Below are 14261 nucleotides of genomic sequence, written 5' to 3' on the forward strand. Positions count from 1 at the left end.
TTGTCGCACAAGCCCCTCGCCCTGCCAAACCTTCCCCTCTGCGTTAAGGTCAATGCATGAACAAGCAATCTTGGACGCATGGTTTGAAGTTAGGCGCACGTCAGCTGTGGCGAGACCTGCGGGCGGGCGAGTTGCGCCTGCTGATGCTGTCGGTGGCTTTGGCCGTGTCGGCTTTGACGGCTGTGGGGTTTTTGGCCGACCGCATGCAGTCGGGTCTGTGGCGCGATGCCCGGCAGCTTTTGGGTGGCGATGCGGTGGTGGTGAGTGACCAGCGCACGCCTGAAGCCTTTGTGCGCCAAGCCCAAGCAGTGGGCTTGCAAACCAACACCAATGTGAGCTTCCCCACCATGGCGCGGGCCATGAATACCCTGGACGCCAGCAGCCCCGCTGCATCTTCTGCTGCAACGGCCACGAATTCCTCGACTGCCTCGACTGCCTCGACTGCCTCGACTGCCTCGACTGCCTCGACTGCCTCGAATGCCTCGCCACCTGCCACTCGTTTGGTAGCCCTCAAAGCGGTGGAGGCCGGCTACCCCTTGCGTGGGCGCTTGGAAATCGCAGGTCAACCTGCCGCCACCATCCCCCGAGCGGGCGAGGTCTGGGTCGATGCGGCTTTGTTAGAGGCGCTGGATGTGCAGCTTGGGCAGATGTTGGGCCTGGGCGAGCGCAAGCTGCGCATTGCCGCCACCATCACCCGCGAGCCCGACCGCGGAGCGGGGTTCATGGCTTTTGCGCCCCGGGTCATGATGAACCAAGCCGATCTGGCCTCGACCGGTTTGGTGCAACCGGCCAGCCGAGTGAGCTGGCGCATGGCGGTGGCGGGCAGTGATGCGGCCGTAGGCCAGTTTTTGCCTTGGGCGCGCGCAGAGGTCGACAAGCCCGAGGTGCGTGGCGTCAAAGTCGAATCGCTTGAAAGCGGTCGCCCTGAAATGCGCCAAACCTTGGACCGTGCCTCGCAGTTTTTGAATTTGGTGGCGCTGTTGGCGGCCTTGTTGTGTGCTGTGGCCGTGGCTTTGGCAGCGCGCAGTTTTGCCGAGCGCCAACTCGATGCCTGCGCTTTGCTGAGGGTTTTGGGCCAAAGCCAGCGCACACTCACTTTGAGTTATGGCCTGGAGTTTTTGGGCGCGGGCTTGGTGGCCAGCGTCTTGGGGGTGCTGGCCGGTTATGGCGTGCACCTCGGATTTGTGGTTTTGCTGGCCGGCTTGGTGGAGGCCAACTTGCCCAGCGCCAGTTGGCAGCCCGCCCTGATGGGTTTGGCCATGGGTCTGACATTGCTCGTGGCCTTTGGTTTGCCACCGGTGTTGCAGTTGGCCAAGGTGCCGCCGCTGCGCGTGATCCGGCGCGATTTGGGCCATGTGCAGGTGCGCTCAGGTTTGGTGTTGGCCATGGGTTTGTTGGGCTTTGCTTTGACCTTGCTCATGGTCAGCCGCAATTTGACTTTGGGCTTGATCACGGTGGGCGGCTTTGCGCTGGCGTTGGTGGTGTTTGCCGCGCTGGCCGCCGGCGCTTTGTGGGTGCTTCGCCGCTCGGTGCCCGACGAATCCGCCCCTCGTTGGCTGCGCCTGGCCACGCGCCAAGTGGCGGCGCGGCCCGTGTTTGCGGTGGTGCAAGTCAGCGCCTTGTCGGTCGGTTTGCTGGCGCTGGCTTTGTTGGTCTTGCTGCGCACCGACCTGATTGCCAGTTGGCGCCAAGCCACGCCGGTGAACGCGCCCGACCGGTTTGTCATCAATGTGCAGCCCGAGCAGGCCGAGCCATTTTTGGCGCACTTGAAAAATGCCGGCGTCCAGAATCCCGACTGGTTCCCCATGATCCGTGGCCGTTTGGTGGCCATCAACGGCCGCGTTTTGGGGCCGGATGATTTGGAAGCCGATCGTGGCAAGCGGTTTCTGGACCGCGAGATCAACCTCTCGCACAGCGCAGAGTTGCCCGCGCACAACCCTTTGGTGGCCGGCCGCTGGCAAGCCGAAGAAACACATGGTGTGAGCGTGGAAGAGGGCATCGCCAAAGCGCTGGGGGTCAAGCTCGGCGATCTTTTGGGTTTTGACATCGCCGGGCAAGCGCACGAGGCCCGCGTGACCTCCTTGCGCAAAGTGGACTGGGGCTCCATGCGGGCCAATTTCTTCATGCTGTTCCCCGTCTCCAGCATGCCGGATTTGCCCATGACTTACATGGCCGCTTTCCAGTCTCCCCAAGGCGTGCCCCATTTTGAAAACGCCATGGTCAACGAGTTCCCCAACATCACCAGTGTGGACATGCGCAGCACGTTGGCGCAGGTTCAGCGGGTGATGGACCAGGTCATCCGCGCGGTGGAGTTTTTGTTTGCCTTCACTTTGGCTGCAGGCCTCATGGTGCTCTTGGCCGCCGTGGGTGCCAGCCGCCAAGCGCGTGAGCGCGAGTACGCCATCATGCGGGCGCTGGGCGCTGGACGCAGCTTGTTGGCCCAGGTGCAGCGCACCGAGCTTTTGGGCATTGGCTGGTTGGCGGGCTTCATGGCCAGTGCCATGGCGTTGGTCGTGGGCTGGGCCTTGGCGCGTTACGCGTTTGAGTTCCCTTGGCAGGCGCCTTTGTGGGTTCCGCTGCTGGGCGGCCTGGTGGGTGCCTTGCTGGCTTGGGGTGCGGGTAGCCTGAGCCTGGCTGGGGTCTTGCGTCAGCCCGTGGTTCAGACATTGCGCCAATCGGCGCAGTGATACCGTTGGTTCTAGGCCCTTTTCAACACTGCACAATCGCGCCTCATGACCCTTGAAGAAAAACCCCCGTTTGACACCCCATTTGCCTGGATCGGTGGCGAAGGGGTTGTGCGCGCTTTGGCCGACCGCTTTTATGACCTGATGGACATGGAGCCCGGCTTCAAAGCGCTGCGCGACGCCCATGGCAGCAGTTTGGATGGCGCCCGCGACAAACTGTTTTGGTTTTTGTGTGGCTGGCTGGGTGGCCCAGAGCATTACACCGAGCGTTTTGGTCACCCGCGTTTGCGGATGCGCCACATGCCGTTTTCGATCGGGGTGTTAGAACGTGACCAGTGGCTCGCCTGCATGGACCAAGCCATGACGGAGCTGAACGTGGATGCTGTGCTGCGTGAGCGCTTGAACGCCAGCTTTTTCAAAACCGCCGACTGGATGCGCAACCGTGGCGCTTGATGCGCCCGGGGCGTGAGCGCACTTGAGCCCAGACCCTGAATGCCCAGCCCGGAGCCCTTTTGTGAAAATCAATGCGCTGCAAGACCTGAAAAAAGTTCGGCAAAAACTGGCCGAGGCAAAAGCGCAGGCGCAAGCTTTGGCCGCAGCACAGGCGTTGGCGGCCAAACAGCGCGAGGCAGAAAGCAATTTGTTTGTGCGGGCCGTGGGTGCGGTGCAACGTTTGCCCGACCATGACCAAGTCAGCCTGCTAGGACCCAGCCCAGCGCCCATTGCGCACCAACGCCAACTGGACAACGAAGCGGTGCTGCGCGACTGCCTGAGCGACGAGTTCGACGCCAGCACCTTGCTCGACACCGATGACGCCCTGAGCTTTCGCCGCCCGGGCATTGGCCGTGATGTGATCCACAAGTTGCGCAAGGGCGATTGGTCGATTCAGCGCGAGATCGACCTGCATGGTTTGCGCAGCGATGAAGCGCGCATGGCCCTGGCCGAGTTCATACGCCAAGCACACCGGCAAGGTTTGCGCTGTTTGCGTGTGGTGCATGGCAAGGGCTTGGGCTCACCCGGCAAAACCCCGGTGCTCAAGTCCAAGGTGCACAGCTGGTTGGTACAAAAAAACCAAGTCATGGCCTTCGTTCAGGCCAAGCCCGCCGAAGGTGGGGCGGGTGCGTTGGTGGTGCTGCTCAAGTCAGGTGCTTGAAGCGCCCTCGGCCGATCTCATGGGCCGGGCCACTGGCCTGACGCGCGGGAGGTGGGTGCCTTCAAGCACCATTGGCTCAAGAGGGCCGGGATCGTGAGGCGCAAGCGCAGCAGGCGTTTGTCGCGTGCAACCCAGGCCGTCAAAACGCGCTCCTGGCCCATCAAGGCCGGTAGCTCGTCCAGTTTGCTCAGGCGCCAACTGCCGCCCTGGCCTTTGGTTCCCACGTCAAGACCCAACCATTCGTCGCCAGCGGCCATACCGGCCGTTTCGGCCGCGCTGCCGCGCAACACTGCTTTGACCTGCACACTGCCTGCACCTTCAGCCACCCGCAGGCCCAGCCGCTGCGCCATGGGCGATGCCTCGTCGTCCATTTGGATGTCATGCGCTTCAAGCAACTCGCGCAGCGGCAGTTCTTGTGTGCCATGCACCCAGGCCCGAATTTCTGCTTGCCAGCTGCGGTCAGTGCGGGCGTGCAATTCGTCGAGCAAATCTTGCTCACGCATGGGGCCTGCCTTGCAACGTTGCCACAGGCCGCGCATCACGGTGTCGAGCGTGATGCTGTCGTTTTTGAATTCACGGCGCAGCTTCAAATCGAGACACAACGCCACCAGCGAGCCCTTGGTGTAATAGCTCACCGTGGCGTTGGGCGTGTTTTCGTCTTGGCGGTAGTACTTCACCCACGCATCAAAGCTGGCCTGCGCCACGCTTTGCACATGGCGACCTGGCGTTTGCTGCACCTGTGCAATGGTTTTGCCCAGCAACTGGAGGTAGGTGGTGTCGTCAATCAGACCTGCGCGGCGCAGCAGGATGTCGTCGTAATAACTGGTGAAGCCCTCAAAGAACCACAGCAGTTGCGTGAAGTTTTCTTGGCTGTAGTCATAGCGTGCAAAAGCATCGGGGCGCAGTTGCTTGACGTTCCAAGTGTGGAAGTACTCGTGGCTGATCAAACCCAGCAAGGTGGTGTAACCCTCGCTGTTTTTGGGGCCGTTGGGGCGCGGCAAGTCACTGCGCTTGCAGATCAGGGCAGTGCTGTTGCGGTGCTCCAGTCCGCCATAGCCGTCGTGCACGGCGTTCAGCATGAACAGGTAGTTTTTATGCGGTGTCTTTTTCCCCGCGGCCTTGCCCGGACCGTGCCAAAAACGAATCGCCGCTTCGCAGATTTTTTGGGTGTTTGCCAGCAAGCGCTCACCGTCGAAAGAGGGCAGGGCGCCAGCCACCACAAAGCGGTGCGGCACGCCGCAGGCCACAAAGCTGCCGCTCCAAAATGCGCCCAGCTCAACCGGACAGTCCACCAGCTCGTCGTAGTTTTGGGCCTGGTAAAGGCCAAAGCCTTTTTTATCCGTTTTGACCGGTGCCAAGCCCGTGGCGGCTTGCCAATCGGGTTGGCTTTTGACGGCGATCAGTTGCAACTGGTGCGGTGCATCTTCTTGGCCATGCACGCGCAGGCACACACTGGTGCCATTGAAAAATCCGCGCTGGCTGTCCAGCCAAGCGGTGCGCACCGAGTTGTCAAAGGCATACACCTCGTAACTCAGTACCAATGGCTGGCCTGGCTTGCATGCGATGTCCCAGGTGCATTTGTCACGCTGGTGGATGGCGGCGGTGCGACGGCCTTGTTGGGCGGTGAGGTTTTGCAGATTTTTAGAAAACTCACGCACCAAATAACTGCCCGGAATCCACACCGGCAGCGACACGGTTTGGATGGCCTGTGGCTTGGCGATCGTCAAGGTGATGCGGAACAGATGCGCATTCAGATTGGCGGCTTCAACGCTGTAGAGGAGGTCTGTCATGTCGCACCTGCCGCCAAAAAGCAACTCAGGCTGGCCACTGTGGTCAGCTGCAAGCGCATGGGCAGCCAAGGCGCCAAACCAGCCGCAGGCCAAGTGCGGCGGTCCATCACGTAGCAGCCGATCAGCACAAAACCCAGCAAGGGCAAGCCGGCAAAAGCGGGCATCATCACGCCGACCCAAGCCAAGAGTGAGGGCGCCACGCCCCAGGTGAAGTGAACACGGGGTGCGTTGCGCACGATCAGCGCATTGCGAAAGCCCACACCCCAATGGATGCCGCCCAAAAACGACACGATGACGGCGCCATAACCTTGCATGGCCAATGCCACATACGGGTGCAAGTCAGACCCCACCAGCCACAGGCACAAAGCCAAAAAGACAAACGGGATCAGGCCTGCGTAGCCCATTTTTCGGATCAAGCGCCAAGTGGCATCTTCGGTGTGTGGCGAATTCATTTGAGATCACTCAGAATTTTTTCGACTTGGGCCATGGGCACCGCACCTGGCACCCGGGTGCCATCGGCAAACAACAACAAGGGCGTGCCCGTGATGCGGTTCTTTTGGCCAAAGGCCACGATGGTGTCAATGGCCGATGTGTCGCAATTGGCTGTGGGTGGTGTGGTGCCGCCGATCATCCAGTTGTTCCACACCTTGGCCTTGTCTTTGGCACACCACACGTTGTTGGATTTGGTGCGCGAGTCTTCGCCCAAGATGGGGTACAGAAAATGGTAAATGGTCACGTTGTCCAGCTTTTGCAGGTCTTTTTCAAAGCGCTTGCAAAAGCCGCAGTTGGGGTCGGCAAACACGGCCAGTTTGCGCTTGCCGTTGCCGCGCACCTGCGTGAATGCCGATTTGAGCGGCAGTTGGTCAAAACCGATGGCCGAGAGTTTGTCCACACGCTCTTCGGTCAGGTTGCGTCTTTGCCGCACGTCGATCAAGGCGCCTTGGATCAGGAAGTTGCCATCCGCGTCGCTGTACATGACCTCATTGCCCATGCGAATTTCAAACAAGCCGTTCATCGGCGTTTTGCTGACTTCGTCAATTTTGGGCAAATTGGGCAGGCGCTCGCTCAGATTTTTGCGAATCGTGGCTTCTTGGGCCATGACGTTGGCCACGCTGCCCCAAGACAGCGCAGCGGCGACCAGCATCAGGGCCAACTTGGGAGGGGCAAACGTCATCGAACAGGCTTTCAAAAAAGGAAGGGTCTGGTTGCCACGGGCACTTCAGCGTTCAGCGCGATCGGCACTTTGGCCCATCGCGCGTTGGGTCATCCAGTGCTTGAGGGGACCGCTGCGGTCAAAGCCGCGCATGCCCCAATTGCGAAGGTTCTGCCAAACCGTGCCGGGCTGGGCAAACAGGCGCTGCAGACCATCGGTCACCAGGCCCATGGCCTGCACATCGGCCTGACGGGCGCGCTCGTAACGGCGCAGCCATTTCAGGTCATGCAGGGGGCGCCAAAACTCTTTGGCTCGGATCACCTGCACCAATTCGGCCACATCGGCCAAGCCGACATTCAAGCCTTGCCCGGCCAAGGGGTGCAAGCTGTGGGCGGCGTCGCCGGCCAAGGCAAATGATTGCTTGACCACCCCCGGCATGGGGCCGATCCAGCGCTCGGCGCGTGCCAGTTGCAGCGGCCAAACGGCACGTTCGGCCGACAGTTGCATGCCACCTAAGCTGTTTTGGCATGCAGATGCCAACGACAACGCAAAATTTTCGGCCGACATGGCCATCAGTTCTTGGGCCCGCAGCGGGTGCACCGACCACACCAGTCCCACTTCGCGCCCGCCTTCGCCGCCCATGGGCAACAGCGCCAACACTTCGGCCTGTGCTGGGGTCAGGCCTGGCGCTGCGCTCCAGCCAAACCACTGGCGGGCGATGCCTTCGTGTGCACGCTCGCACAGCAAGCGGGTGGCCACGGCGTGTTGTGGGTAGTGGGTGATGTCAAAGCCCACACCCAGTTCGGCGCGGGTCTGGCTGGCGCGTCCTTCGCAGACTACGGTGAGCGGCGCGGCCACCGGGGCCTGCACCACTTGAATCTGGGGTTGAAACTGAACGGCTTGAGCCAGCAGCGCTTCGAGCACTGGCACGTCGACCATCCAGTTGAGTGAGTCCACGCCTTGTTCTGAGGCGCCAAAGCTGAGTTGACCGCCACGGTCACCCCAAACCTGCATTTGGTGAACAGGCGTTACAGCGGGCGGCTCGGGCCAGCAGCGCAGGTCTTGCAGCAAGGCCTTGGCGGCGCCATTGAGGGAGTAAGCCCGCACGTCGGCAGCAGGGACAAGCCCGGGAGTGGCAGGGTGCGCATCCACCAAGGCCACGTTGAGCCGTTCGCGGGCCAGCAACAAGGCCAAAGTGCGGCCAACGATGCCGGCGCCACGGATGCAAATGTCAGGGGGAGAAGCCATGCGTGCATTGTAAGGATGCGGCCCAACGCGCTGGGCGGCCAGGGACTTTGGCTGCGGTGATTGACCGGTGCAGGGGTCAGGTGCCCGGCCCTTGGGGTGGAGTCGTTAAAATTGCGGGTTCATTTCGACTCTTTCTCCGAATCACCGAAAGCCTTCCATGAGCCTCAAATGCGGCATCGTGGGTCTGCCCAATGTGGGCAAATCCACCCTTTTCAACGCCCTGACCAAAGCTGGCATTGCCGCTGAAAATTACCCCTTTTGCACCATCGAGCCCAACACCGGTGTCGTCGAGGTGCCCGACCCACGCTTGCAGCAATTGGCCCAGATCGTCGAGCCCGAGCGCATCGTGCCCGCCATCGTGGAGTTTGTGGACATTGCCGGTCTGGTGGCCGGGGCCAGCACGGGCGAAGGCCTGGGCAACAAGTTTTTGGCGCACATCCGGGAGACCGACGCCATCGTCAACGTGGTGCGTTGCTTTGAAGACGACAACGTGATTCACGTGGCCAACAAGGTTGACCCGATTGCTGATATTGAGGTCATCCAGACCGAGTTGTGCTTGGCCGACTTGGCCGCTGTCGAAAAAGCCATTCACCGTGTGAGCAAAATTGCGCGCTCTGGCGACAAGGAAGCGGTCAAGCAAATGGCGATTTTGGAAAAGTGCCAGGCCGCCTTGAACGACACCCAGCCGGTGCGCACCATCGACTTCAGCAAAGAAGAGCGTGTCGAACTCAAGCAGTTCTTTTTCATCACGGCCAAGCCCGCCATGTTTGTGGCCAACGTGTCGGAAGACGGCTTTGAGAACAACCCTTTCCTGGACCGTTTGAAGGCGTTTGCCGCCAAGCAAAACGCGCCCGTGGTGGCCATTTGCGCCAAGATCGAAGCCGAATTGTCCGAGATGGACGACGCCGATCGCCTGGAGTTCTTGAAGGAAATCGGTCAAGACGAGCCGGGCCTGAACCGCTTGATCCGATCGGCTTACGGCTTGCTGGGTCTGCAAACCTATTTCACCGCGGGTGTGAAAGAAGTGCGCGCCTGGACCATTCGCGTGGGCGACACCGGCCCACAAGCCGCAGGCGTGATCCACACCGACTTCGAAAAAGGCTACATCCGCGCCCAGACCATCGCTTTTGACGACTACATCACATTCAAAGGTGAGCAAGGCGCCAAAGACGCGGGCAAGATGCGCGCCGAAGGCAAGGACTACGTTGTGAAAGACGGCGACGTGATGAACTTCTTGTTCAGTTCCTGAGCTGCATCCCTTGCCATGAAAAAACCGCTCTGAGGAGCGGTTTTTTCATGGGCAAGTCAAAGTCATTGACGTCATCAACCCGCCAGCGGTGTGGTTCCGCCCATGTTGCTCAGCAAGCGCTCGCGCCCCTTGAGCACATGCTTTTCAGCGGTGGATTTGGCCTTGGCCTTGGAGCCTTTAACGATGGCTTCGTACAAGGTGCGGTGCTCGGCGTTGGACTGGCGCATATTGCCCGGTGCGTTGAAGTACTCGCGCCTGAACAGGTGCATCTCCTTGATGATGTCGTCGTATGCGGCCTGGGCTCGCTGGTTGTTGGCCAAGAGCAGCACCATCGCATGGAACTGCAGGTTCAGCTCGTAATAGAGGTTGGCGTTTTCGGTCTCGCAGGCCACATCCATGGCTCGCAGCAGTTGTTCAAACTGCGCTTTGTGGCTTTCGGCCACGTGGTCGGTGGCGCGCTCTGCGGCAAAGCCAAACACCAAAGCCCGCAGGTCGTACAGCTCCAGCATTTCGCGCACCGACATCTGGCGCACAAACACGCCGCGGTTGAGCACGGCCGTCACCAAACCCAAACCGGTGAGCATGCGGATGGCTTCGCGCACAGGGCCTCGGCTGGTGCCCATGCGCAGCGCCAAAGCCGCCTCGTTCAGGCGCTCACCGGGTTTGAGCTCACCGCTGTAAATGAGTTGTTTGAGCTGGTCGGCCACAAAAACGGGCAAACCCTGCTCGGGCTTTTCGGGGGCTGCGTTCATGGGCAAAGCTTGGGCTGTTCAGGGACGAGGATGGCTGAAAAAAACAGCAAACACGTGCTTCATCCTACCCGAAGATGGTCAAAATCAAGTCATAGACGTCGCGAATGTGTCAACAATTCGGCCAAAGTGTTGACACTTATAGGTCTGGCGTTCACACTTTGTGACCATCAGCAAGTGTCTGCACTTGGCCCCTTTGAGTCTTTCGTTTGGAACATCCCATGCCGCATCAACCCGCTTCCGCTGCGCTGTCGCGCTTTCGAGTGATCGATTTGACCCAAGTGCGCGCCGGCCCTACGGCTTGCCGACAGTTGGCCGATTGGGGTGCCGACGTGGTGCAGGTGCAAATGCCCGAGCACATGCGCGGCGATGACACGCTGGGCGGGCAAGAGGGCTCGGACTACCAGTACACCCACCGCAACAAACGCTCCATCACCCTCAATTTGAAAGAGCCCGAAGGCATTGCGCTGCTCAAGCAATTGATCGCCAAGGCCGATGTGGTGGTGGAAAACTTCCGCCCCGATGTGAAGTTCCGCCTGGGCATCGATTACGAATCCCTGAGAAAAGACAACCCTGGCCTGGTGTACGCCAGCATCTCGGGTTTTGGCCAGACCGGGCCCTTGGCCGGACGGCCGGGTTTTGACCAGATCGCGCAGGGCATGGGCGGGTTGATGTCGGTCACTGGCATGGCCGAGCAAGGGCCCATGCGTGTGGGCATCCCGATTGCCGATTTGTGCGCCGGCATTTTTGCGGCGCAAGGCATTTTGGTGGCCTTGCTCGAGCGCGAAAAATCCGGCCAAGGCCAATGGCTGCACACCTCCCTCTTGGAGTCGATGGTGTACATGATGGATTTTCAAACTTCTCGCTGGCTGATCGACGAAGAGGTGGCCACACAAGCGGGCAATTTTCACCCCACGAGTATTCCCACTGGGGTGTACAAGGCGCGCGATGGTTACATGAACATCGCGGTCTTTGGCTCCAAGATTTGGGAGCGGTTTTGCGACATCCTGGAATCGCCGCAGTGGGTCACCGACCCGCGTTACCACGACAAGCCCAGCCGCTCGGTCAACCGCGATGCGCTGAACGCCGAGATCAACGAGCGCCTGTCGCACCGTGACCGGGCCTATTGGATTGAGCGCCTGAACGACGGCGGTGTGGCCTGTGGCCTGATCAACAGCATGGACGAGGTGTTCAACGAACCGCAAATCCAACACCTGAAGATGGTGAAAGACGTGGTGTCGGTCCACCAAGGTCCGCAGCGCCTGGTGGGTCAACCGGTTCAGCTGGAGCGCACGCCCAGCTCCATCGCCCGCGCCGCGCCGCGTCGGGGCGAGCACAGCGTAGAAATTCTGGGCGAGTTGGGACTGGATGACCAGACCTTGGCCGCATTGAAGTCCAAAGGAGTGTTTTGAATGTCTGAAGTGGTCTACACCTCACCCACCGAGCGGGTCAATACCTGGTTGGACGGCAGCACGCTGTTCATCCAGTTCAACAATGTGGCGCGGCACAACGCGCTGTCGGTGGACATGTGGGAGGCGGTGCCCTTGCTCTTGAACCAAGCTGAACACGATGCCCGTGTGCGCTTGGTGGTGTTCACCGGTGCGGGTGAAAAAGCCTTTGTCTCTGGCGCAGACATCTCGCAGTTCGAAGACATGCGTGCGGCCCGCGAGGCCGTGACACGTTACGAGCACATGGCTGAGACCGCGCTCATGGGCATCTTCAACTTCCCCAAGCCCACATTGGCGTGCATCCGCGGGTTTTGCATCGGCGGCGGCATCAATGTGGCCATCAGTTGCGACATGCGCATCGCCGCCAGCGATGCCGTGTTCTCGGTCCCAGCCGCCCGCTTGGGCCTGGGTTACCGCTATTCGGCCATGAAAAATCTGGTGGACTTGATCGGCCCCGGTGCGGCCAAAGACCTGTTTTTCACGGCCCGCAAAATCAATGCGCAAGAAGCCCAAAGTCTGGGTTTGGTCACGCGGGTTTGTGCCCCCGAGGCCTTACCCGAGTTGCTGGCCGAATACACCTCGGCTTTGGCGGCCAATGCGCCGCTGACCATTCAGGCGGCCAAAGCCATCACCCGCGAGATCCTCAAGCCCTCGCCCGAGCTGGATCTGGACTTGTGTACGCAACTCATTCGCGGCTGCTTTGACAGCGCCGACTATGCCGAAGGCCGCAAGGCCTTCATGGAAAAACGCAAACCTGTCTTCAAAGGCGAATGAGGTCTCACATGAAATCGTATTGGATGAACATCAGCGAAGGCCAAGGCCGCATGGAACTGCGTGAGGTGGACAGGCCTGTGCCCGGTTCGGGACAGGTGTTGGTCAAGCTGCACGCGGCTGCTCTGAACCGGGGCGAATTGATCATCGGCCATGGCCTGCATGGCAAAGGCGGCAGCAAGCCCGCAGGCATGGAAGGCGCAGGGCAGATTGTTCAGCTGGGCAGCGAGACCGGTGCCTGGCAAATGGGCGATCGCGTGATGGGCCGCTGCCCGGGCGCTTTTTCTGAATACGCCCTGATGGATGTGCGCGAAATCATGCGCGTGCCGGACAACTTGACGCTGGAACAAGCCGCATCGATTCCATTGACGTTTTTGGTGACCTATGACCTCTTGGTTTTGCAAGGCCACTTGAAAGCCGATCAATGGCTGTTGATCAACGGCGTGTCTTCGGGTGTGGGCGTGGCCAGTTTGCAAATGGCCAAGGTCTTGGGTGCCAAAGTCATCGGCACATCGGGCTCACAGGCCAAGCTGGACCAATTGAAGCCGCTGGGGCTGGACGTGGGACTGTGCACCCGTGCGGCTGATTTTCACCAAGCCGTGCTGCAAGCCACTGACCAAAAAGGGGCCAACCTGGTGGTCAATACCGTGGGCGGCAGCGTCTTTGCCGAAAGCATGCGCTGCATGGCTTTTCAGGGACGTTTGGGTTTTGTGGGCTATGTGGACAACACGCTCAATGCCACCATTGACTTGGAAGCCCTGCACGCCAAGCGCTTGTGTCTGTATGGTGTGTCCAACAAAAACCGCACGCCGGCCCAACGCGCCGATGGCATCGCACAATTCGCGGCGCAAATCCTGCCGGCTTTTGCCGATGGCCGGATTCAGCCTTTGCTCGATCGGGTGTTTGAGTTTGACCAATTGGATCAAGCCAAAGCCCATATGGAAAACAACCAACACACCGGCAAGATCGTGCTGCGCATGGCCAGCGCTGCTTGAGCCTCTTCCCCAAAGCCAGACACTTTTTTACACGAAGGAGACAACACCATGAACAAAAGAAACCTGATTTCAGCTTTGGTCCTTTCTTGCTTCGCCATGGGTGTGCAAGCCCAAGGCGCTGCCTATCCCAACAAGCCCATTCGTCTGGTGGTCGGTTTTGCACCCGGTGGTGCGGCCGACTATGTGGCGCGCGCCATCAGCGATGCGATGGGCAAAGCGATTGGGCAGAGCATCATTGTTGAAAACCGCGCCGGCGCGGGCTCCAGCATTGCGGCTGAAAACGTGGCCAAGGCTGCGCCCGATGGCTACAGCATTTTGTTGGCCAGCCCCAGCAGCATCTCGGTCAACCCTGCGCTCAACCCCAAGCTGAACTACACCCCCAAAGACTTGGTGCCCATCACCAAAGTCACCACCTCGCCTTTGGTGATTGCCGTCAACCCCAACATCGGCGTCAACTCGGTGCAAGACCTGATTGCGCGCGCCAAGCAGGCACCCGGCAAGATCAATTACGCCACCTCGGGCAACGGCTCTGCCCCCCATTTGGGCGCGGCTTTGTTCACCCAGTTGACGGGTGTGGACATGGTGCACATTCCGTTTCGCGGCGGTGCGCCTGCGATCCAGTCGGTGATCGCGGGCGACACCCAAGTGACCTTTGGCACCCCACCTTCTGTTTTGCCCATGATCCAAGCGGGCCGCTTGAAAGGCTTGGCCGTCAGCACGCGCAACAGCTCGGCCTTGGTCCCTGGTTTGCCCGGCATGCAAGAGGCCAAACTGCCTGAGTACGCCATCGAGTTTTGGTACGGTTTGTTCGTGCCCGTGGGCACACCGCCAGCGGTCATGAAACGCATCTTTGATGCCGCGCAATCGGCCATGGCCCAGCCCTCTGTGAAAACGGCATTGGCCCGCGAAGGGACGGATGTGTCCGTTTCCACCACGCCCGATCAATTCGCGGCGTTTTTGACCGAAGATGCCAAGTTCTGGGTCAATCTGGTCAAGAGTGCTGACGTGAAACTCGACTGAG

13 protein-coding genes are annotated in these 14261 nt (G+C 60.3%); 8 read left to right on the plus strand and 5 right to left on the minus strand.

The genetic code is table 11. The features are described 5' to 3' along the window. The first annotated feature begins 56 nt into the window (after nt 1-56). The 3 genes from B472_RS13740 (at nt 57) to B472_RS13750 (ending at nt 3837) form a co-directional block, all read left to right on the plus strand. Nucleotides 57-2687, plus strand: coding sequence for an ABC transporter permease (locus B472_RS13740; RefSeq protein ID WP_019427558.1), 2631 nt, complete (start codon nt 57-59; stop codon nt 2685-2687). Between the two features lie 45 nt (nt 2688-2732). Continuing rightward, on the plus strand, nt 2733-3137 hold the full coding sequence (locus B472_RS13745; RefSeq protein ID WP_019427559.1) for a group II truncated hemoglobin: 405 nt from the start codon (nt 2733-2735) through the stop codon (nt 3135-3137). Between the two features lie 61 nt (nt 3138-3198). Next, a complete protein-coding gene (locus B472_RS13750; protein WP_019427560.1) occupies nt 3199-3837 on the plus strand; it encodes a Smr/MutS family protein in 639 nt (212 codons plus the stop codon). Nucleotides 3838-3854: 17 nt separating this feature from the next. Here the strand turns inward: B472_RS13750 and B472_RS13755 are convergent, their stop codons facing one another. The 4 genes from B472_RS13755 to B472_RS13770 are packed head-to-tail and all read right to left on the minus strand — an operon-like array spanning nt 3855 to nt 8028. Continuing rightward, nucleotides 3855-5627 carry a M61 family metallopeptidase gene (locus B472_RS13755; protein ID WP_019427561.1) on the minus strand — a complete coding sequence of 591 codons (1773 nt, stop codon included), beginning with the start codon at nt 5625-5627 and terminating at the stop codon, nt 3855-3857. Continuing rightward, complete coding sequence (locus tag B472_RS13760; RefSeq protein WP_019427562.1) at nt 5624-6079, minus strand: DUF3429 domain-containing protein; 456 nt, start codon at nt 6077-6079, stop codon at nt 5624-5626. The genes B472_RS13755 and B472_RS13760 overlap by 4 nt, the downstream gene beginning before the upstream one ends. After that, complete coding sequence (locus tag B472_RS13765) at nt 6076-6801, minus strand: DsbC family protein (protein ID WP_019427563.1); 726 nt, start codon at nt 6799-6801, stop codon at nt 6076-6078. Before B472_RS13765 ends, B472_RS13760 begins: the two co-directional genes overlap by 4 nt. Nucleotides 6802-6846: 45 nt before the next feature. Continuing rightward, nucleotides 6847-8028 carry an FAD-dependent monooxygenase gene (locus tag B472_RS13770; RefSeq protein WP_019427564.1) on the minus strand — a complete coding sequence of 394 codons (1182 nt, stop codon included), beginning with the start codon at nt 8026-8028 and terminating at the stop codon, nt 6847-6849. 157 nt (nt 8029-8185) lie between these two features. Here B472_RS13770 and ychF point away from each other — a divergent pair, with 157 nt between their 5' ends. Then, entirely contained in the window at nt 8186-9277 is a 1092-nt protein-coding gene (gene ychF / locus B472_RS13775; protein ID WP_019427565.1) for a redox-regulated ATPase YchF, read from the plus strand. Nucleotides 9278-9351: 74 nt separating this feature from the next. On the opposite strand, the gene B472_RS13780 is transcribed toward ychF, so the two are convergent. Then, complete coding sequence (locus B472_RS13780) at nt 9352-10029, minus strand: GntR family transcriptional regulator (RefSeq protein WP_019427566.1); 678 nt, start codon at nt 10027-10029, stop codon at nt 9352-9354. Nucleotides 10030-10247: 218 nt separating this feature from the next. Here B472_RS13780 and B472_RS13785 point away from each other — a divergent pair, with 218 nt between their 5' ends. From B472_RS13785 to B472_RS13800, 4 genes are read left to right on the plus strand one after another with little or no spacing between them, the layout of a single operon-like run. After that, nucleotides 10248-11438 carry a CaiB/BaiF CoA-transferase family protein gene (locus B472_RS13785; protein WP_019427567.1) on the plus strand — a complete coding sequence of 397 codons (1191 nt, stop codon included), beginning with the start codon at nt 10248-10250 and terminating at the stop codon, nt 11436-11438. After that, nucleotides 11439-12248 carry an enoyl-CoA hydratase gene (locus B472_RS13790; RefSeq protein ID WP_019427568.1) on the plus strand — a complete coding sequence of 270 codons (810 nt, stop codon included), beginning with the start codon at nt 11439-11441 and terminating at the stop codon, nt 12246-12248. A gap of 8 nt (nt 12249-12256) precedes the next feature. Beyond that, nucleotides 12257-13240 carry a zinc-binding dehydrogenase gene (locus B472_RS13795; protein WP_026039660.1) on the plus strand — a complete coding sequence of 328 codons (984 nt, stop codon included), beginning with the start codon at nt 12257-12259 and terminating at the stop codon, nt 13238-13240. A 48-nt stretch (nt 13241-13288) separates the two neighbouring features. Then, a complete protein-coding gene (locus B472_RS13800; protein ID WP_019427570.1) occupies nt 13289-14260 on the plus strand; it encodes a tripartite tricarboxylate transporter substrate binding protein in 972 nt (323 codons plus the stop codon). Nucleotide 14261 lies beyond the last annotated feature (1 nt).

It is taken from the genome of Limnohabitans sp. Rim28, from assembly GCF_000293865.2.
In the GTDB taxonomy this organism is placed as follows: domain Bacteria; phylum Pseudomonadota; class Gammaproteobacteria; order Burkholderiales; family Burkholderiaceae_C; genus Limnohabitans_A.